This window comes from Pseudomonas sp. NUPR-002 (assembly GCF_056322725.1).
On the sequence record NZ_CM150476.1, the window covers coordinates 1596473 to 1615169 of the forward strand.

General features: G+C 59.1%; 13 protein-coding genes and 2 tRNA genes. 10 read left to right on the plus strand and 5 right to left on the minus strand.

The genetic code is table 11. From position 1 onward, the window contains the following. The first annotated feature begins 193 nt into the window (after positions 1–193). From ACVWSC_RS07425 to ACVWSC_RS07445, 5 genes are all read left to right on the plus strand, one after another. A complete protein-coding gene (locus ACVWSC_RS07425) occupies positions 194–3676 on the plus strand; it encodes a T6SS effector BTH_I2691 family protein (RefSeq protein ID WP_442112821.1) in 3483 nt (1160 codons plus the stop codon). A 106-nt stretch (positions 3677–3782) separates the two neighbouring features. Continuing rightward, complete coding sequence (locus ACVWSC_RS07430) at positions 3783–4745, plus strand: IS30-like element ISPsme1 family transposase (RefSeq protein WP_442107591.1); 963 nt, start codon at positions 3783–3785, stop codon at positions 4743–4745. Positions 4746–4753: 8 nt separating this feature from the next. After that, complete coding sequence (locus tag ACVWSC_RS07435; protein WP_442112823.1) at positions 4754–5506, plus strand: hypothetical protein; 753 nt, start codon at positions 4754–4756, stop codon at positions 5504–5506. 49 nt (positions 5507–5555) lie between these two features. After that, positions 5556–6044 carry a hypothetical protein gene (locus ACVWSC_RS07440; protein ID WP_442112825.1) on the plus strand — a complete coding sequence of 163 codons (489 nt, stop codon included), beginning with the start codon at positions 5556–5558 and terminating at the stop codon, positions 6042–6044. Positions 6045–6052: 8 nt separating this feature from the next. Continuing rightward, entirely contained in the window at positions 6053–6799 is a 747-nt protein-coding gene (locus ACVWSC_RS07445) for a hypothetical protein (protein WP_442112827.1), read from the plus strand. Positions 6800–6916: 117 nt separating this feature from the next. On the opposite strand, the gene ACVWSC_RS07450 is transcribed toward ACVWSC_RS07445, so the two are convergent. Continuing rightward, complete coding sequence (locus ACVWSC_RS07450; RefSeq protein ID WP_442112829.1) at positions 6917–8092, minus strand: MFS transporter; 1176 nt, start codon at positions 8090–8092, stop codon at positions 6917–6919. Between the two features lie 186 nt (positions 8093–8278). Here ACVWSC_RS07450 and ACVWSC_RS07455 point away from each other — a divergent pair, with 186 nt between their 5' ends. Together ACVWSC_RS07455 and ACVWSC_RS07460 are read left to right on the plus strand one after the other, a co-directional pair. After that, entirely contained in the window at positions 8279–9424 is a 1146-nt protein-coding gene (locus ACVWSC_RS07455; protein WP_442112831.1) for a TDT family transporter, read from the plus strand. A gap of 79 nt (positions 9425–9503) precedes the next feature. Continuing rightward, positions 9504–11378 (plus strand): MFS transporter, encoded by a 1875-nt coding sequence (locus ACVWSC_RS07460; protein WP_442114269.1) that lies wholly within the window; start codon positions 9504–9506, stop codon positions 11376–11378. Positions 11379–11393: 15 nt separating this feature from the next. Here the strand turns inward: ACVWSC_RS07460 and sugE are convergent, their stop codons facing one another. Next, positions 11394–11711, minus strand: coding sequence for a quaternary ammonium compound efflux SMR transporter SugE (sugE, locus tag ACVWSC_RS07465; protein WP_442112833.1), 318 nt, complete (start codon positions 11709–11711; stop codon positions 11394–11396). Between the two features lie 256 nt (positions 11712–11967). After that, on the minus strand, positions 11968–12888 hold the full coding sequence (gene rdgC / locus ACVWSC_RS07470; RefSeq protein ID WP_442112835.1) for a recombination-associated protein RdgC: 921 nt from the start codon (positions 12886–12888) through the stop codon (positions 11968–11970). Between the two features lie 159 nt (positions 12889–13047). Here rdgC and ACVWSC_RS07475 point away from each other — a divergent pair. The 3 genes from ACVWSC_RS07475 to ACVWSC_RS07485 all read left to right on the plus strand — a co-directional run bounded on the left by ACVWSC_RS07475 (position 13048) and on the right by ACVWSC_RS07485 (position 15063). Further along, positions 13048–13123: transfer RNA gene (locus tag ACVWSC_RS07475), tRNA-Val, on the plus strand. A gap of 16 nt (positions 13124–13139) precedes the next feature. Continuing rightward, a tRNA-Asp gene (locus ACVWSC_RS07480) sits at positions 13140–13216 on the plus strand. A gap of 155 nt (positions 13217–13371) precedes the next feature. Then, on the plus strand, positions 13372–15063 hold the full coding sequence (locus ACVWSC_RS07485) for an Hsp70 family protein (RefSeq protein ID WP_442112837.1): 1692 nt from the start codon (positions 13372–13374) through the stop codon (positions 15061–15063). Here ACVWSC_RS07485 and ACVWSC_RS07490 read toward each other — a convergent pair. Both ACVWSC_RS07490 and ACVWSC_RS07495 read right to left on the minus strand, forming a co-directional pair. Continuing rightward, a complete protein-coding gene (locus ACVWSC_RS07490) occupies positions 15060–17732 on the minus strand; it encodes a DUF805 domain-containing protein (protein WP_442112839.1) in 2673 nt (890 codons plus the stop codon). The two genes, ACVWSC_RS07485 and ACVWSC_RS07490, sit on opposite strands and share 4 nt — an antisense overlap. Then, positions 17729–18427 (minus strand): DUF1266 domain-containing protein, encoded by a 699-nt coding sequence (locus ACVWSC_RS07495; RefSeq protein WP_442112841.1) that lies wholly within the window; start codon positions 18425–18427, stop codon positions 17729–17731. Before ACVWSC_RS07495 ends, ACVWSC_RS07490 begins: the two co-directional genes overlap by 4 nt. Positions 18428–18697 lie beyond the last annotated feature (270 nt).

Below are 18697 nucleotides of genomic sequence, written 5' to 3' on the forward strand. Positions count from 1 at the left end.
CAGAGTCTTTATTTCCAAGTGGGAGCGGGCTTGCCCCGCGATACGGTGTGGCTGAACGATCGCTATCGCGGGGCAAGCCCGCTCCCACCGAGAGCATTTTCAGACGCGTCTGACATCAATTTTTTTTTGCACCCTGTAGCGTTTCCGTTGGCTTTGCTCAGCCCGTCCCGCAAATCGTCAACAAGGAAGCGCTATGTACCCGCCCGTAACAGAAGCCGAACTGAACCAGGCCCGGCGCAACCAGGAATTCACCAACGCGCCGCTGGGCATCGGTAAATGCGCCTTCCGCCACCCCGACGTGTCGATTTTCCCGGTGCGCTATGCACTGGACGAATCACCGCACAGCAAAGGCAGCAACCAAGGGCCCAACCCGCTGCCCAAGGGCTGGACAGGCAAACTGCCGGAACTGCATACCCGCAGCTACACCCTGCGCCAGTTGCGCGATGGCTGGCTGTATGTGTGGAACAACAGCGACCAGACCTTCCATGAATACCAGGTCAGCGCAGAGCGTTTCACCCGCCACCTGTGGACCGACGCCCAGCTGTATCAGGATGCCCGCCACAACCCGGGCGAAACCCAGCCGTACCTGCTGTACCCGCGGCGCAGCCAACTGCGCATCGCCTACTCGCCAGTGCAATGGACCTGGCGGATGTGCGAACTGATGCGCAGCAACCCTGCTGCCCAAAGCCGGTGGATGCGCGCCCTTGATCTGCCGGCCTATTGTGCCAACGGCAAAACCGAGCACGGCGGCAAGTTGACCGGATTGGGCAACAGTGTCGCGGACATTTACGTGTTCGGCGCCAGCGCACCAACCTTCACCAGCACACTGTTGCCGACCATCGCCGGCGCGCCGGGCCAGCCGTATAAACCGGCCTTCGAAGAAGCCTTGGTGCGCGGCCGGGTGCCTGAGCAAGACACCGCGCTGTACATCGCCCTGGACGACCCGTTGGCCCTGATCGACGACCTGAGCATGAACCTCTCCGGTCGCCTGCAGGAACAGCAGGCGTTCGACAGCGTGCACCAAGCCAGCCTGGAAAGCGCCCTGGCCGTCGAGCGCTTGTGTGGTTTCGATACCGAAGCCTTTATCCCCGAAACCCTGCACGACCCGCTGCAGCGCCAGGCCTACAGCGACGACCTGTACCGCCTGCTGGGCACCTTTGACGAGCTTGAACGCGCCAAGGACATGGTCCCGGCCGAGGAGGAACAGCTGGTGATGATGGGCGCGGCCAAGGAAGTCAGCGCCGCCCAGGCCCGCTTCAAGCAGACTTGGGGGCATCTGCCGGCCCACGCGGATTGGCAAGCCGCCCTGGAAGAATGGAACGCCAAGCGCTTATGGCGCGAAGACGTGCGCTTTGATGACCTGCGTCGTTACCTGAGCGAGGTCCGCGTCGAGGCGCAACAACTGCAAGCGCATTGCCAGCGCAGCGAAGCCGACCTGCTCACCTGGCTCAATCGCCTCAGCCCCAGCGCCGAAGCGGTGTACCACGACACCTGCAATCGCGAGCAGGCCCGCCAGTTGCTGGAAACCGCGCACATGCTCTACACCTTGCTCGGCAATGGCCAGCAAGGGCAACAGTGGCTGTGCCAGCAGGCCGAGCGCCCGAGCACCCTGTTTGGCCTGGCACTGTTCAACTTCAACGCGGAACTGGCCAGCCTGATCCGCACCCTGTCGCACAACTTCACCACCTACGGCACCCTTGACGACCAGGGCCGTCAAGGCGATGGCAGCAGCGGGGCGCTGACGCCGTCTTCGTCGGGCGACGCCACCAGCATGACCACCCGCGTCAATGAACTGAAATCGGTGTTCGACCTCGAAAGCGTGCGCAACAGCCGGCTGTACCAGGCCGTGAGCAGTGTCACCCGCGAGGCCATGAGCAGCCTGATCGAGGTCGCCAACCACCAGGCCCGTGAGGCCTGGCATGGCCTGAGCGGCCTGCTGCTGCCGGCGATGAAACAGCACACGGCGTTTGCACTCGTCGCGACCCAGGTACTGATCTCCACGGAAATCGCCAGCACCACCCAACTGCTGTTCAACCCCGCCTACCCGCGTGCGTTCCAAGCCTGGTTGCTGCACGTGCAAGCCCTGAATAACCAGATCGCTGGCGTCAAACGTGTGCTGCACACCCCCGGACAGGTGTACGACCAGCGCGCCGCGCGTCGATCGCTGCAGATCCTTGAACAACAGCGGCAAGCGCGGTTCCTCGAACGCCCGATCCAGATCATCGCCAAAGCCTCGGGCAGCACCCGCCTGGAAGTCAGCCTGTGGCAAATCAACCACTGGTTCGAAAACCTCGGCCAGAACGAAGTGACGGCACAACTGAAACTGCTGGGCACACGTGAATACCTGACGCGGACCAAAGCCTGGATGGCGCAGAACCTCGGCAGTGCCCTGCCGACGGTGCTGGTGGGCCTGAACGCGTGGAACCTGTGGAGCAGTGCCCAACAGGCGCAAAACGACGGGCAGTTCACTGCGGATGAATGGCGGGTGATGGGGGCGAATGCGGCGTATGCGGGGAATGCGCTGGCGGCGTTGTGGGTTGGGCCGGCTTGGAGTCGGGCGGGGGGGATGGTTGGGAAGTTGAGCGATGAAACGCTGAAAGTTGCCCAGGCAAGCTACTCGGCATGGATTGCAAAGTACAAAGCTGCCTCCGCAGGGAGCGCCCAAGCTGCGGCGGCAAACGAGCTTGCTACGGTGTCGAAAGGTCTGATTTTACGCACTGTGACGTGGGCTGCTTTGGGGGCTGTTGCGGCAGGTCTTGAGGCCTGGCAGATCTTCGAAGACGCAGGCAATGCCGCTAGTGAGATAGAAAGCTCACTACTTTGGACGAAGCTTGGTGTCGTCTCACTAATGGCCCTGGTTGCAGGCATACAAACTATCGGTGCAGGCCTCGGCTATTGGTTGGGTTTCTCCTGGGTAATGTCGACGCCAGTGACGATCATTATTGCGCTGCTGGGTATTGCCTATTTTCTGGTCTCCATGGCCGCCAACCGTTTCAAGCGCGAGGGCCTGCGTTTGTGGCTGTACCGTTGCAGTTGGGGGCGCGGGTCAATCCCAGAATGGCGAGGCGATGGCAATCATCTCAAGCAGATGCACGCGTTGCTGGAAACCTTGCAGCGCCCGACGGTAGTGGGAAGAGCTTTTTATAAAGACGGTGAGCGTGCTCTCAGGAGGTGGCTGGGCTTCTGGGTGCAGATTCAAGTGCCGGTAGCGTTGGCGGGTAAAGAGTTGACCCTACAACCGACGGTCGTGAACCGGTGGACATTGGAAGAAAACCTCACGGACTTCGAGCACAACAGGTTTTACGATCAGTTTCTAAATGGCCATTGGGTCGATCCGAAGCTACTGGGAGAGTTGCCCAGTGTTCCGGGCAGCAGCCTGCGCTTAACCGATTTCACTTACGCCCCGCAGGATCAACACCGCCTATGGCAAGTTTGGATCAATGATCCGACGGATAACCCGCTTCTTGAGCTAGAGGTTAAATACCCGTCCGGTGTGTGGCAGGGCTCAAGCGGCCACAGTTACATGTTCCGGTTGGCACTGAAATGGGCGGCGAGTGAAGCTGACCGAGTCAACGCTGCCGTAAGCGGGGAGTTGCGGGAAAAAGACCGTGTTGTGATCTATAGCCCGTGCAGCAAGCTGTTGAAGTTGTCAGTCCCCAATTCAAGTGATGGTTGAGTCTAAACATCCTGAATTCATAGAATAAGTGCAACGTTTGAAACGATAGGCAGAGAGTCAGCCACCGGTAGAATCCAGGCTCTCACACCGAAGGATTCAAGCGCAGATGACTACGCATTACCGGCAGCTGACTCAGGGCCAACGTTACCAGATTGAGGCCGGTCTGAGCGCCGGAAAAAGCCAGGCAAGCATCGCGAAACAGGTTGGCGTACATCCCTCGACGATCAGTCGTGAGGTTCGCCGCAACAGCTCCCAGAAGACCTACAAAGCGGTTGCTGCGACCCATGAAAGTGATGCCCGTCGAGCGCAGGCGCGCAAGCACTGCAAGCCATTAACGTGGTTCAGCCATTATCTGCCGCTCTGGCTAAAACACGGTATGAGCCCGGAGCAGATTGCTCAGCGCCTGAAGCAAGAGCAGCCGGAGCGCGCGGTCAGTCACGAGTGGATTTATCGGTTTATCGCCACCGACAAACACGCAGGTGGCGAGTTATACAAGTATTTGCGGCACCGCAGGAAGCTGTACCGAAAACGCTACGGAAGCCACGACCGGCGCGGACAGTTGCGTAATCGCGTATCGATAACCGAGCGCCCTGCTGAGGTCGAAGCCCGCGAGCGTCTAGGTGATTGGGAGGGTGACACGGTGCATGGCGTAGGCGGCAATCTGGTCACGCTGGTTGATCGTAAAAGCGGCTACCTGAGCGCCTATCCGGTCAAGCGCAGGACGCGCCGGCAGGTAACGCGGGCGATCAATCTGTTGCTCAAGGGGCATGCTGTTCACACGCTGACGCTGGATAACGGGAAGGAGTTTGCCGGGCATGAACGCATTGCGCATCGGAGCCAGTGCCAAGTCTTTTTTGCAGAACCCTATTCATCCTGGCAGCGAGGCACTAATGAAAATACCAACGGCCTGCTCCGGCAGTATTTTCCCAAGGGCGGCGACTTCAGCAAGCTGACCGTCGAGGCGGTCAGTCGCGTGGTAACGAAGATCAATTTACGCCCGCGAAAACGCCTGGGCTGGAAGACGCCGTACGAAGTTTATGCAGGGGCGAGCGTTGCACTTATGTGTTGAATTCAGGCATGTTTATTTTTAATAAGCCCCTTGAGCTACCGCCGCAGCTGGAGTGGAAATTTGCGCATGAGCCTGAGTTGATGGCGTGGACGATTCGGGCGCGTGATTACAATACATTTGTGGCTAATGGCATGTTTGTGGGGGTGGCTTTTTTGTCGGCTACTGTTACGTATGCACTCTACTCAGCGTACGAGGGGGTGGAGCAGCCTTGGCGAACATTATCATGTATTGTTTTTTATTTGATTGCATTGTTTGTGACGTTAACTATGACTCATCAGAGAGTGAATTTTGCCTACCGAATTGCTGAATCTGGAGTTGAGTATTGTGTTTGGAAGGATTTCCCAGAGTGGGCTTTAAAATTTTTAAAATGGATTGCAGGAATAACGGCGGTAATTTTTCTTTTCATAGCGACTATCGATCCTTCATTTTTGTTGGGTGCGTTGTTAGGTCCAGGGGGGATGGGGTTGACGTACCTCTCGATGGCGCACTCAAAAAATTACCGGGAAATGCATACCCGATACCATAATTATGCATTTAAATGGGGGGATTTTACGCAGCTTGCCATTGCAAGCAATCGAGAGGTAGTCGATTTGAAATACACAATAACCATGGAAGGCGATGACTTTGAAACCCGTTGGAGCCTGAACGTTTTTTGCAGGAGAAAGCAGAAAGAAAAAGTAGCGGAGCTCATAAGGCCTTATCTTTCTCCGGACGTTCCTTTTATCAGGGCCAAGGTCAACGTTCCGCTCAGTACTGATTGATGGAACAAACACTCCAAATGGGTACGCCACGAAGGCGACTGATTTCTGGGTGCAGATTCAAGTACCGGCAGCGTTGACCGGTAAAGAGTTGACCTTACAACCGACGGTCGTGAACCGGTGGACACTGGAGGAAAACCTCACGGACTTCGAGCACAACAGGTTTTACGATCAGTTTCTAAATGGCCATTGGGTCGATCCGAAACTACTGGGAGAGTTGCCCAATGTTCCGGGCAACAACCTGCGCTTAACCGACTTCACTTACACCCCGCAGGATCAGCATCGCCTATGGCAGGTTTGGGTCAATGATCCGACGGATAACCCGCTTCTTGAGATGGAGGTCAAATATCCGTCCGGTGTGTGGCAGGGTTCAAGCGGTCACAGTTACATGTTCCGGTTGGCACTGAAGTGGGCGGCGAGTGAAGCTGATCGAGTCAATGCTGCCGTAAGCGGGGAGTTGCGGGAAAAAGACCGTGTTGTGATCTATAGCCCGTGCAGCAAGCTGTTGAAGTTGTCAGTCCCCAATTCAAGCGATGGTTGAGTCTAAACATGTTTATTTTTAATAAGCCCCTTGAGCTACCGCCGCAGCTGGAGTGGAAATTTGCGCATGAGCCTGAGTTGATGTCGTGGACGATTAAGGCGCGGAATTACAATATATTTGTGGCTAATGGCATGTTTTTGTTCATGGCTATTTTCATACTGGGATGTGCATTCATTATGTACTCTGTGTATGAGGAGATGGATCAGCCTTGGCGAACATTATCCTGTATCGTTTTTGGCGTTATTATGTTGTCGGTGATTTCATCTATGACTCATCAGCGTATGAACTTTGCCTTTCGCTTTACTAGGTCTGGATTTGAGCACTGTAAGTGGAAAGACTTTCCGGAATGGGCGCTCACATTTTTGAAGTGGCTGGCTGGGGTGACGGCAATTATTTTTCTTTTTTTGGCAACTATAGACCCTTCGCTCCTGCTCGGGGCACTGATAGGCCCCGGCGGGATAGGTTTGACGTATTTGTCGATGGCGTGTTCGAAGAATTACCGAGAGTTGCATACTCACTACCACCACTACGCATTTGAGTGGAAAGAACTTACTCAGCTTGCCGTTGTGATCAATAGAGAGATTGTTGATTTGAAATACAGTGTGATCCAAGAGGGGGAGGATCATATAACCAAAGGAGGTATTAATATTTTTTGCAAGCGTAAACAAAAAGAAAAAGTGGCTGAGTTTATCAAGCCTTATCTGTCTCCAGATGTTCCTTGCATAAAAATCAAGGCCGACGTTCCGCAGTATTGATGGCAAAGCTGCTGCAACGACTGAAGGCAATGGGACGACCTTTTCTCATAGCGGCGGTAATACCCAGGGAGGTAGCTGTGCTTCTGCAGGCTCCAGCACCTCCCCAATCGCTGACACTCAGCGCCGAGCTCCCAGGTAATAGAACAACGCCGCCAGCACCACCGCAGCAATCAACAGATAGAAAGTCGCCACCGGCACCAGATGGGCCAGGGCAAAGCCGCAGATCACCGGCCCCAGCGCCGCCCCCAGGTTAGACAGGTTCTGCGCCCCGTAATACACCCCGCGCAGATGTTCCGGGGCGATGCTGTCGATGAACATGTATTCGGCGGGAATGACGATGATTTCGCCGAGGGTGAAGACCAGCATCGCCAGGCACCAGACCAGCAGTGTCTGCGCCACGGAGAAGCCCAGCAAACCGACCAGGAACAGCGCCATGCCGGCCAGCAGCCAGGGCATCAGCTGGCGGCTGCTGATGCGGCGGCCGATGACATACTGCAGGGCGATGACGGTGACCGCGTTGGTCGCCACCAGGTAGCTGATGTAACGCGCGGCCTCGCTGGGATTGCTGGTTACCACCAGGTACTGCGACAGGTACGCGGTGAACTGGCCGAACACCACGGCGCTGAGGGCGCCGCCGAGGGTGAAGCAGATCAAGCGGCGATCCTTGAGCAGTTGCCCGCCAATGCTGAGAAAGCCGGCTTGCGGGTTGCCTTCCAACTGAGCCCGCGCCGAGCGTTCACCCCAATGCCGGTAGCACAGGCATATCAGCAGGCCCAAGGCGGCTGAGAGCAAGAAGGGCAGGTGGCCGTCCAGTGTCACCAGCGCTACGCCAATAAAGGGGCCAACCGCATAGGCGACGTTGCTCAGGGTGTACTTGATCGAGAACACCTCGGAGCGTTCTTCCAAGGGTAACAGCGCGCAAAAACCGGCCTTGGCGGCAATGTCGACCACTGCCAGGGTCAGGTTGATCAGAACCAGGCTGATGAAGAACAGGCTCAGCTCGCGGCTGGCGATCGCGGCAATGAAGGCCAAGGTAAACACCAGGGTCGAAACAATGATCACCGTGTAGCTGCGCAGGGTATCGATCAGGTAGCCGCCATACAGGCTCAGCAGCGAGGCGACGATCAGCGCGCCGCCGATCATCAAGCCGATGCCACTGATGTCCAGGGCGAAATTTTCTGCCAGGTAAACCACCAGGTAGGGCAGGGTGATCGCCCGCGCCAGGGTCAGCACGAAGGTGGTGGCCAGCAGCAGGCGCACTTGGGGTGCATAGCGCTTTACGGCGTCGAGCATGTCACGTCCTTGTTGTGTAATTGCGTTGGGCCGTTCGCCGCCAAGCATACGCCTGGTTAGGAAGCTGGGACAATATTGGATCCATATCTATGTAATAGATAACAGATAGAGAAAATACCCGTTATATGGATATTCTTTGTGAGCATAAGATGGTCATACGTCACTGGACTACAGGAGACCCCGACCATGCCCTGCTTACAACAAACCACTTCGCCCCTGCGGCCGCTGAGCCATCTGGCTCACCCGCGGGAAGTCATTCGCCAGTTCACCCCCAATTGGTTCGCTGCAACCATGGGTACCGGCGTGTTGGCCCTGGCCCTGATGCAGATCGGCATCGACAGCCTGCATGGGCTGGCAGAATCGCTGTGGTGGCTGACCATTGCCTTGTTCGTGCTGTTCACGGCGCTGTATACCGCGCGCTGGGTGATGTTCTTCCACGAAGCCCGGCAGATTTTTGCCCACTCCACCGTGTCGATGTTCTTCGGCACCATCCCTATGGGCCTGGCGACGATTCTCAATGGTTTCTTGCTGTTCGGCATCAATCGCTGGGGTGAGGGGATCGTGCCGTGGATCGAAGCCCTGTGGTGGTTCGATGTCGGTCTTGCCCTGCTGTGCGGGGTGGCGATTCCTTATCTGATGTTCACCCGTCAGGAGCACAGCATCGACCAGATGACTGCCGTTTGGCTGCTGCCGGTGGTTGCCGCCGAGGTCGCCGCCGCCAGCGGTGGCCAGTTGGCGCCGCACCTGGTCGATGCCCATAGCCAGTTTCTGGTGCTGATTACCAGCTATGTGCTGTGGGCGGTGTCGCTGCCGGTGGCCTTCAGTATCCTGACCATCCTCATGCTGCGCATGGCCTTGCACAAACTGCCGCACGCCAACATGGCCGCCTCGAGCTGGCTGGCGCTGGGGCCGATCGGTACCGGTGCCTTGGGTATGCTGCTGCTGGGTGCAGACGCTCCGGCGATCTTTGCCGCCAATGGTTTCGGTGAACTGGGTGAAATTGCCAAAGGCCTTGGCCTGGTCGCCGGGATTGTGTTGTGGGGCGCAGGCCTGTGGTGGTTGCTCACCGCTGTGCTGATCACCTTGCGCTACATCCGCCACGGCATGCCGTTCAACCTCGGCTGGTGGGGGTTCACCTTCCCCCTGGGTGTTTATACCCTGGCGACCCTGAAGCTGGGCGCCTGGCTGGGTCTGGCGTTCTTCCAGCACATGGGCGTGGTACTGGTGGTGGCACTGGCCGGCTTGTGGATGATGGTCACTACCCTGACCGTGCGCGGTGCCTGGCGCGGTGAGCTGTTTGTGTCGCCGTGTATTGCCGGGTTGAACAAGTAGATTGCAATTACCTGAGTGATTGTGGCTTTGTGCGCGTTGGATGCCTCCAATGCTAAAGCCCCACTCAGGTACACGGATGATGAGTCAAACCTCGCAATTCAGCCTTCTTGGCAAGCAGCGGTTTTTGCCCTTCTTTATTACCCAGTCGCTGGGTGCGTTCAACGACAACCTGTTCAAGCAGTCGTTGATCCTGGCCATTCTCTACAAGCTGGCCATCGACGGTGATCGCTCGATCTGGATCAACCTCTGCGCGCTGCTGTTCATTCTGCCGTTCTTCCTGTTTTCGGCGCTGGCCGGGCAGTTCGGTGAAAAATACCCCAAGGATGCTTTGATCCGTCTGATCAAGCTGGCGGAAATCGGCATCATGGCCGTTGGTGCGATCGGTTTTTTGACCAATCATCTCGCGTTGATGTTGCTGGCACTGTTTGCCATGGGGACCCACTCGGCCCTGTTCGGCCCGGTCAAGTACTCGATCTTGCCGCAAGCCCTGCATGAGCAGGAATTGGTCGGTGGTAACGGGCTGGTGGAGATGGGCACGTTCCTGGCTATTCTGGCCGGCACCATTGGTGCCGGGGTGATGATGTCCAGCAGTCACTATGCACCTGTGGTGGCCTGTGCCGTGGTTGCCGTGGCGGTGCTGGGCTACCTCTCCAGTCAGTGGATTCCACGGGCCAGCGCGGCGTCGCCGCAGATGAAGCTGGACTGGAACATCTTTACCCAGTCCTGGGCCACCTTGCGCCTCGGGCTGGGGCAGACCCCAGCGGTATCGCGTTCGATCGTCGGCAACTCCTGGTTCTGGTTTGTCGGGGCCATTTACCTCACCCAGATTCCGGCCTACGCCAAAGACTGGCTGCACGGCGACGAAACCGTCGTCACCCTGGTACTGACCTTGTTTTCAGTGGGGATCGCCCTCGGCTCTCTGCTCTGTGAGCGCCTCAGCGGCCATAAAGTGGAAATCGGCCTGGTGCCGTTTGGCTCGTTCGGCCTGACCCTGTTCGGTTTGCTGTGGTGGTGGCATTCCGGCGATGTTCCGGCGGCGGCAACCCCTTACGACTGGTTGGCCTTGCTGGGCATGGCCAAGGCCTGGTGGATCTTGCTGTCGATTGTCGGCCTGGGCGTGTTTGGCGGCTTCTATATTGTGCCGCTGTATGCCTTGATTCAGTCGCGTACGCCCGAGCAGGAGCGCTCGCGGGTCATCGCCGCCAACAACATTCTCAATGCGCTGTTCATGGTGGTGTCGGCGATTGTCACCATCGTGCTGTTGAGCGTGGTGGAGTTGAGCATTCCCCAGCTGTTCCTGGTGGTGTCGCTGTTGAACATTGGCGTTAACACCTACATCTTCAGGATCGTTCCCGAGTTCACCATGCGCTTCATGATCTGGCTGCTCAGCCACTCCATGTACCGGGTCGAACACCGTGACTTGCAGCAGATCCCCGAGGAGGGCGCGGCACTGTTGGTGTGCAACCATGTGTCGTTCGTGGATGCGCTGTTGATCGGCGGCGCGGTGCGGCGGCCGATTCGCTTTGTCATGTACTACAAGATTTACCAGCTGCCGGTGCTCAATTTCATCTTCCGCACGGCGGGTACCATCCCGATTGCCGGACGCAATGAAGACGCCGAGATTTACGAGCGTGCTTTCAAGCAGATCGCCGCGTATCTGGCAGACGGCGAACTGGTGTGCATCTTCCCAGAGGGCAAGCTGACCAGTGACGGCGAAATTGATGAATTCAAAGGCGGGCTGAGCCGGATTCTTGAGCAAACCCCAGTGCCGGTGATTCCGTTGGCGTTGCAGGGGTTGTGGGGGAGCTTTTTCAGCCGCGATCCGGCCAAGGGCTTTTTCCGTCGGTTGTGGTCGCGGGTCACCTTGGTTGCCGGGGCCGCCATCCCGGTAGAGGCAGCGGCGCCGGCGATGTTGCGCGAGCGGGTCAGCCAGTTGCGTGGCGACGCTCGCTGAAGGGGCAGGGCAAGGTCAGCTGGCGCTGACCTTGAGGCCTACCAGGCCAGTCACAATCAAGGCCACGCTGGCCAGGCGCACCAGCGCCATGGATTCACCGAACAGGATAATGCCGGCGATCACCGTGCCAACGGCGCCGACACCGGTCCAGATCGCGTAGGCCGTGCCCAGCGGTAGCTCTTTCATGGCCAGGCCCAGCAGGCCGAGGCTGATAACCATGGCGCCGACCGTCAGCAGCGTGGGCAACGGACGGGTAAAGCCGTCGGTGTATTTCAGGCCAACCGCCCAGCCTACTTCGAACAGGCCAGCGAAAAACAGGATGATCCAGGACATGCAGGGTCTCCATCAGGGTGATGGGGCCGTCCCCGAAATGGTCACGCAAAGCGTCGTGAGGCCGTCCTCACTGGGAGGGTAGGGTAAAGTTGCACGCTTCAAGCTGCAAGCGGCAAGTAAAAGCACAGGGCTCGGTGGGGTGGGGGCGGGCTTGCCCCGCGATAGCGATCTGTCAGGCAAATCGCATCGCGGGGCAAGCCCGCTCCCACCGGGTGCTGCATTAATAGCCCGATAGCCTGGCCATCACGGGCACCGTTTAAACCCCTTGCGGAATCTCTTCGCCGCCCAGCGCTTCGAACAGCGCTGGCAGGAACTCGCCAAAGGTCAGCATCATCAGGGTGAAGCTGGCGTCCAGTTGGCCCAGGGCTTCGTCGCCGCCGTCTTCTTCTGCCTGATCCTGCAGCAGTTCCTCAAAGCGCAAGCGCTTGATCACCATCTTGTCGTCCAGCACGAACGACAGTTTGTCTTGCCAGGCCAGGGACAGTTGAGTCACCACCTTGCCGGTACCCAGGTGCAACTGGATCTCGTCGCTGGTCAGGTCCTGGCGTTTGCAGCGCACGATGCCGCCGTCTTCGTGGGTGTCACGCAGTTCGCATTCGTCCAGCACAAAGAAGTCTGGCGCCGCTTGCTGGGTCTTTACCCAGTCGGTCATGGTCGCGCTTGGGGCGATTTTTACGGTGACCGGGCGCACCGGCAGCGAGCCCATCACTTCACGCAGGGTCGAGAGCAGGTCTTCGGCGCGTTTGGCACTGGCCGAGTTGACCAGGATCAGGCCCTGCTTGGGGGCGATAGCGGCGAAGATCATCGAGCGGCGAATAAAGGCACGCGGCAGGAAGGCCTGGATGATCTCATCCTTGATCTGGTCGCGCTCCTTCTTATAGACCTTGCGCATTTGTTCGGCTTCGATCTCGTCGACCTTCTCTTTGACTGCATCACGCACCACGCTGCCAGGCAGAATGCGTTCTTCTTTACGCGCGGCAATCAGCAGGAAGTCACCGCTGACATGAACCAGCGGGGCATCTTCACCTTTACCGAATGGCGCGACGAAACCGTAGGTGGTCAACTCCTGGCTGGCGCAAGGGCGTGCAGGCTTGCTGGCCAGAGCGGTTTCCAGTGCTTCGGGGTCGAACGGGACTTCCTGGGTCAGGCGATAGGTCAGCAGGTTTTTGAACCACATGGGGTGAATCTCTCCTTACATATAAGGAGGGCATTATTCTCCGAGCGGGTGCTTGAGGCCAAGCCTGCTAAGTCGTTGGAACGCCTGAAAAAATTTTTTAAAAAAGTGCTTGCCAGAGTGTTCGGTGCTCCGTAGAATGCGCGCCACACCGAGACGAAAGGGTGATTAGCTCAGCCGGGAGAGCATCTGCCTTACAAGCAGAGGGTCGGCGGTTCGATCCCGTCATCACCCACCACTTCTCAGTGTATCGCGCAGCGGTAGTTCAGTCGGTTAGAATACCGGCCTGTCACGCCGGGGGTCGCGGGTTCGAGTCCCGTCCGCTGCGCCATATTTAGCTTCCAGGGCCCACTGAACACCCGGAAGCAACAAAGAAAGCGACCTTAGGGTCGCTTTTTTTGTTTCTGGCATTCGTCCAGAATCCACCAGCACGCTGGTACGTCGCTGCTTTCTCGGTGCCAGCCCCTACTGAGCAAGAGATCAATCATGCAGGATGCAAACAACACCCCAGCGCCTTTGCTGGGTATCGACCTGGGAACCACCAACAGCCTGGTCGCTGTCTGGCGCGATGGCCAGGCGCAATTGATCCCCAACGCCCTTGGCGATGTCCTCACCCCTTCGGTTGTCAGCCTCGATGAAGACGGCAGCATTCTGGTCGGGGCGGCAGCGCGAGCGCGCCTGACCACGCACCCTGATCGCACCGTCGCTGCCTTCAAGCGTTTCATGGGCAGTGATAAAAAACTGGAACTGGGTCAGCAGTCGTTCAGCCCCGAAGAACTCTCGGCGTTGGTGCTTGGCGCCTTGAAAGCAGACGCTGAGGCCTTTCTCGGTTGCCCGGTGAGTGAGGCGGTGATTTCGGTACCGGCGTATTTCAGTGACGAGCAGCGTAAACGCACCAGTTTTGCCGCCGAGCTTGCCGGGCTCAGCGTGCAGCGCTTGATCAACGAGCCGACTGCGGCAGCCATGGCCTACGGCCTGCATGAAAAGAAGTTCGAGCGCACGCTGATCTTCGATCTGGGCGGCGGCACCTTTGACGTTACCGTGCTGGAGTACGCGCTGCCGCTGATCGAGGTGCATGCGTCGACCGGCGATAACTTTCTCGGCGGTGAAGACTTCACTGCGGCGCTGCTGCAAGCCTGTCTGCAGGACTGGCAGCTCAAATCGTCAGCGCTGACGCCACAAGCATTGTCCAGCCTGGCCGATGCCATCGAACAGCTCAAGTGCAAGCTGGGCGAGGGTGAGCAGCAGCTGAGTTGGGACGGCGCCGGTGAAAATCGCCAATGGTCACTGGATGAAGCGCGTGCGCAAAAAATCTGGGCCGGGCTGCTGGCGCGCATTCGCGCCCCGATCGAGCAGGCCATGCGTGATGCCCGGGTCAGCCCCAAAGACCTCGACAGTCTGGTGCTGGTTGGCGGCGCCACGCGGATGCCGGCGGTACAGCAAATGGTTGCCACGCTGTTCGGCCGTTTGCCGTACCGGCACTTGGATCCGGACACCATCGTCGCCCTCGGCGCCGCCACCCAGGCGGCGTGCAAGGCCCGTGACGAGGCGATCGAAGAGCTGATTCTCACCGATGTCTGCCCGTATACCCTGGGCATCAGTGCCATGCGCGGCGAGGAAGCCGTCGGTGTGTTTGCACCGATCATCGAGCGCAATACGGTGATCCCGACGTCCAGGGTCAAGCGGTTCTACAGCACCCATGCCGATCAAACGATGATTCGTATCGAGGTGTACCAGGGCGAGCGACCGTGGGTGCGTGACAATATCTTTGTCGACGCGTTCGACATTCCACTGCTACCCAATGGCGCGATCCAGAGCCTGGATGTGCGCTTCAGCTACGATATCAACGGCTTGCTGGAAGTGGATGTAACCCTGCTCGCCACCGGCAAAAAGCTCAGCCACAGCATTGATCGCAGCCCCACAGGGCTTGATCAGAAGGCCCGCAAGGCCAGCCATGCACGGCTGGCGGAGCTGAAAATCCATCCCCGTGATGCATTGCCCAACCGCACCCTGCTGGCCCGCCTGGAGCGCGCCTGGATGCAGAGTCTGGGTGAGGATCGAGAGCAGATCGGCGGCTGGCTGGACGAGTTTTCCACGGCCTTGGCCAGCCAGCAACCGGAGCAGATCAAGCGTCAGCGCCAGCGCCTCACAGAGGCGCTGGAACATCTGCGGTTCTAGCCGTTCAAGCGTCGCAATGCAGCTTGCAGGCCGCCCTGCAGGTTGTCTTGCGAGGCGTTTTGCGGCGGTAAACCGTAGCGATTGGGCAGCGGTTCACCGCGCAACATCAGCAGCACCAGCGGCAGAAAGGGCAGGAACGGCGTCAGCGCTGCGAACACGATCAGCGTTGGGATTCCCCGGCCGATGTCGTGCAGGCGGCGCAGGCTGGCACTGACGAGCAGAGCGATGAACAGCACGCCGCAGAGCAGCTGCATCGACGCATTGGGCGCCATCAATGTCAGTATCGGGCCGAGGAGGATGCTGCCCAGCACTTGCGCGGCATAGCCCTTGCGACCGAGGCGGCTGCCCAGTTTCCACACGTGTGAGGCGGGTGCCGCCAGACGGCCGGATTTCTCCGCCAGCAACCGCTCAGACCACGACAACAACGCCATCATGGCGGCACGAATGCCGGTGTCCATGCCGGGGAAGTCTTTGGCCCGTTGCAGTTCCATGAGCACTTTGACCTGCGGCACACCGGCATGGCCGTAGCGGGCCAGGTTCTTCAAGGTGTCGAGCGCGGAGTAGATCAAGTCACTGTTGAGTAGAAAGTCTTTTTCGAGGATGTTGCTGGGTGGGCGTACCGGTTCGCCTTTGATCAGGCCATCGCGGAACGGCTCGAACCAGTCCCCGGAGCAAGTCAGGTTGGCGATGCGTTGCAGCACGTCGCGGTGCTGCTCGGCGTTCAGGCTTGGGTCGTGATAGAGCACGGCGCACAGTAGCAACAGCCCGAGCATGTCGTCTTCGAAGGCGACAGGGTCGCGTTCAAGGCAGGCGTACAGCTGCTGGTTGCTTGGCAAGATGCTGCTGTCCAGCGCTTGTTGCACGTTCGACAAGCGTTCGCCTATCAACCGCTGCAGTGGGTCGTTCTGGTCCAGCCAGCCCAGCAAGCCGTTGAGGTTACCCTGCTGCGCTTGCAGTTGCAGCATCACCTGCTGCAGGGGCATAAAGGGGTGATCTGCCGGGTAGGGCATGGCCAGCAAAGCCGGTGATGTCATGTCCAGCCAACGTTCCGGCTGATCGATCAAGGTCAGCATGAACAGATTTTGTTGGTGCCAGGTCCACACGTCGCCCTCGGCAGGCAAGGGCGGCAGTTCGACACCCGCTGCCGCCAGTTGCGCGATCAACGCAAGGCCGTACGGCGCCGGGAACAGCGATCCCGGATTGATCTCCTCGGTCAGTTGCAGCACGCCCGCAGCAGGGTAACTGCGCATACGCCGCATCCACTCGCGACACACGGCCCGGGCATTGCCTTGGAGCAACGCTTCGGGCAGCTGTGCTTGCGCAAAGGGTGGATTGATGAAGTCGGTCAGGGTCAGGGCAATCGGCGATTCGCCGAGCCAGTGCAGCTGCTGTGTGGCCTGATACTGGAAGCCTTCGATGATCAGCGCGTCGAGCGGGTCATCGCCGAGCGCCTGGTCTTTGACCTGGCGCAGTAGCTTGATGTCGCCGCGATGCAATGCCCAGGCATGACGGTACAGGTGCTGCAGGTGCGGGTCGGGGTGTTCATCCAGTAACCAGGCCAACAACGGCTGTTCATCGTTAGCGTACAAGCGCCAGCGGACGAAGGTGCCCGCAATGTCAGGCAACTCCAGGCGAGCGGCTTCGAACCAGCGTGTCAGGGTTTCCGGGCACTGCGATGGGCTGCCCCAGATCTGTTCTTCGGCGTCCAGCGCTTCTGGCCAGGTACGCACCGGCTGCAGCCGGTCGAAAGCTTGAATCAGCAGTGGCAAACGTTGTGGCTGGTGCGTGCGGCAGAGGTCCAGCAGCCAGCGTGCAGCCCGCGGATGCTGATGTTCTCGCCACAGGCGGGTCCAGCACTGGCGCGCCAGCGCTTCCTGACCACAGGCGCTGCTCTGGCAGGCCAGCAGGTACAACAGGTCGACATCGTCCGGGGCCTGGCGTTGCTGTTCGGCCACCAGGGCGCACAAGGTCGGGCTGCCAATACCGGCCTGGCTGAACTGCACCAGCACACGCTGGATAAAGCTGGCATCGTCGGGCAACGCCACGCAAGTGTGCATCGATACGAAGTGTTTGTACTCGGACAGTGGCCGATGATGGAACAGGTGTTCAAGGGAGCGGGCGTACCACAGGGTTTCCACTTGAGCTTCTGCCGACCAGTCTTTCATCAGCGAGGTGTCGAAGGGGTCTGATTCGGCGATACGCTCAAGGAAGGCTTCCACCTGCTCCGGTTGCTCCAGGTACAGCAACTGGCTGGCCCAACCCATGCGTGCGGCCAGCAACTGCACGCAGTTGTGCGACAACGGACTGGTGTGCATCAAGTCGTTCAGTAGCGGCCAACGAACCTGCTCCAGCTCATCCAGCGACAACTGATCGAGCTGTTCGATAAAGGCATGCCAGGCGGCCAGGTTGAAGCGCTGGGCCGGGTCGTTGAGCAGCTGTTTGAAGGCCGCTTTGCTGCGCTCGTGCGGTCGTTCCTCGCGGGGCGACGCGTCGTCGGTTGCTTGTTGCTCACGGGCCTGCTGCAACGCTGTTTCATAGGCCTGGCGCAGGGCCTGGAAACCTTCCGGGTCGGTTTCCGGATGGTGCTCTGGCAGGCGCGCGCGGTAGGCGCCACGAATCACGTCGGGGTCGGTGGTCGGCTCAATGCCCAGGTGGATCCAGCAACTCATGACCAGGCATCCTCTTCCAGCGTGTCAGGGCGTTCAGGCAGGTTCAACGGCAGGTCCCAGGGCAGGTTGGCGAGCAGTTCACCGGCACCGTTGTAAAGGTTGTTGAGCAGGCAGCGGTTCCAGTGCTCGTCACCTTGACGCATGAGGGTCTGGGCCAGCTCGGCGTCGTTGGCTTCCGAGCAATTCCACAGGGCCTTGCCGAAGAGGTAGCCAGCGATATAGGCGTTCCAGCTGCTGTAGTAATGCCGTGCACGCAGGGCCAGGCGACCTTGTAGCCAGAGGCTTTCATGGAGACTGATAAAGCCTTTGCGCAGACCGCTGCGCAGCAAGAAGCCCATGCGCCCCAGGTCCCACGCGCGTACGCCGCCCGGGCCGCATTCGGCCAGGGTGCGGTAGGCGAATTGGTACTGGATCTGCTGGCGCGGCTCCAGTTGCGCCACAGCCTCCTGCCACTCGCTGGGCAGGCAGCGCCCGGCTTGCCAATAGGCGTTGTTAAGCTCGGTGGCATGACCGTTGTCGGCCATGGACAGCATGTCGAGCAATTGCCGGCGATTGGTGATGCCCCACCATTTCTGCAAGTCCGCTTCGTCTTCGTCTTCGACGGCGTAATAGGTGGCGGCGGTGTAGCTGGCGCCATTGAGGGCGGCCATGGGCGCGGAAAGGGCGAAAAGCCAGTGCTGCTCTATTTCTTCCATGAAAAAACTCCGGGGCCGGGAGGCGAAGGTGCGGGGCCGGCCAAAGTGGCGTGAATTGTAAAGTCCTACAGGCTGTGCGGCAAATTCGCTATGAGCTGCCTTGGTGCAGGCACACCCAAGACGGTGCGCAGCTGACACAGCGCTGCTGCGCGCAAGCCCGCAACAGCGGGCTTCTGCTGTTCTGGCGCGGCCCTTGCAACGGCTTGCGCATTCGGCAATCAACGCAGATTGCCCCGATCACGACAAAGGCGCCGTGTTGCCCAGCTTGTT

Coding starts and splice junctions, on each gene's coding strand:
- ACVWSC_RS07425 (WP_442112821.1), top strand. CDS start 194: ATGTACCCGCCCGTAACAGAAGCCGAACTGAACCAGGCCCGGCGCAAC.
- ACVWSC_RS07430 (WP_442107591.1), top strand. CDS start 3,783: ATGACTACGCATTACCGGCAGCTGACTCAGGGCCAACGTTACCAGATT.
- ACVWSC_RS07435 (WP_442112823.1), top strand. CDS start 4,754: ATGTTTATTTTTAATAAGCCCCTTGAGCTACCGCCGCAGCTGGAGTGG.
- ACVWSC_RS07445 (WP_442112827.1), top strand. CDS start 6,053: ATGTTTATTTTTAATAAGCCCCTTGAGCTACCGCCGCAGCTGGAGTGG.
- ACVWSC_RS07450 (WP_442112829.1), bottom strand. CDS start 8,092: ATGCTCGACGCCGTAAAGCGCTATGCACCCCAAGTGCGCCTGCTGCTG.
- ACVWSC_RS07455 (WP_442112831.1), top strand. CDS start 8,279: ATGCCCTGCTTACAACAAACCACTTCGCCCCTGCGGCCGCTGAGCCAT.
- ACVWSC_RS07460 (WP_442114269.1), top strand. CDS start 9,504: ATGAGTCAAACCTCGCAATTCAGCCTTCTTGGCAAGCAGCGGTTTTTG.
- sugE (WP_442112833.1), bottom strand. CDS start 11,711: ATGTCCTGGATCATCCTGTTTTTCGCTGGCCTGTTCGAAGTAGGCTGG.
- rdgC (WP_442112835.1), bottom strand. CDS start 12,888: ATGTGGTTCAAAAACCTGCTGACCTATCGCCTGACCCAGGAAGTCCCG.
- ACVWSC_RS07485 (WP_442112837.1), top strand. CDS start 13,372: ATGCAGGATGCAAACAACACCCCAGCGCCTTTGCTGGGTATCGACCTG.
- ACVWSC_RS07490 (WP_442112839.1), bottom strand. CDS start 17,732: ATGAGTTGCTGGATCCACCTGGGCATTGAGCCGACCACCGACCCCGAC.
- ACVWSC_RS07495 (WP_442112841.1), bottom strand. CDS start 18,427: ATGGAAGAAATAGAGCAGCACTGGCTTTTCGCCCTTTCCGCGCCCATG.